The following is a 599-nucleotide window of genomic DNA, read 5'->3' as shown; positions in this document are numbered from 1 at the left end:
TCGATCCCGACGGCCGGGACCACGACGGCGACGATCGCCTGTCCCCATTGCGGGTCCTCCACGCCGACCACGGCGACGTCGCGCACGTGGGAGTGCTCGATGAGCACCTCCTCCAGCTCCGCCGGCGCGATGTTCTCGCCCCCGCGGATGATGGTGTCGTCGCTGCGACCGCTGACGAAAAGGTAGCCGTCCTGGTCGAGCAGGGCGACGTCGCGAGTCGGGAACCAGCCCTCGTCGTCGAGCACCGAGCCGATCCCGGTGTAGCGCCCCGACACCTGCTCGCCCCGCACGAACAGCTCACCGGGTTCGCCGGGTCCCAGCACCTTGCCGTCCTCGTCGCGGATCTGCAGTTCGATGCCGGGAACGGGGCGTCCGACCGACCCCAGCCTCTTGGCGACGTGCGCCTCCGCCGCCGAGTGCGCCTCCCGGTGGTCGTCGGGCCCCAACACCGCGATCGTCGAGCTGGTCTCGGTCAGGCCGTAGGCGTTGACGAAGCCCACGTGCGGCAGCAGCTCCAGCGCCCGGCGCACCAGCGGCAGGCCCACCTTGGAGCCGCCGTAGGCCAGGTTGCGCAGCGACGTCAGCTCGTGACCGCCGCT

At 71.5% G+C, this 599-nt stretch carries 1 protein-coding gene; it reads right to left on the bottom strand.

What is annotated here, in order from left to right:
- On the bottom strand, nucleotides 1-599 hold a 599-nt coding region (locus A9X05_RS01870), incomplete at both ends, for a fatty acid--CoA ligase family protein (protein ID WP_156736204.1).

It is taken from the genome of Mycobacterium sp. E3298 (assembly GCF_001666895.1).
In the GTDB taxonomy this organism is placed as follows: Bacteria; Actinomycetota; Actinomycetes; order Mycobacteriales; family Mycobacteriaceae; genus Mycobacterium.
This window is presented reverse-complemented; position numbering and strand designations above follow the sequence as displayed.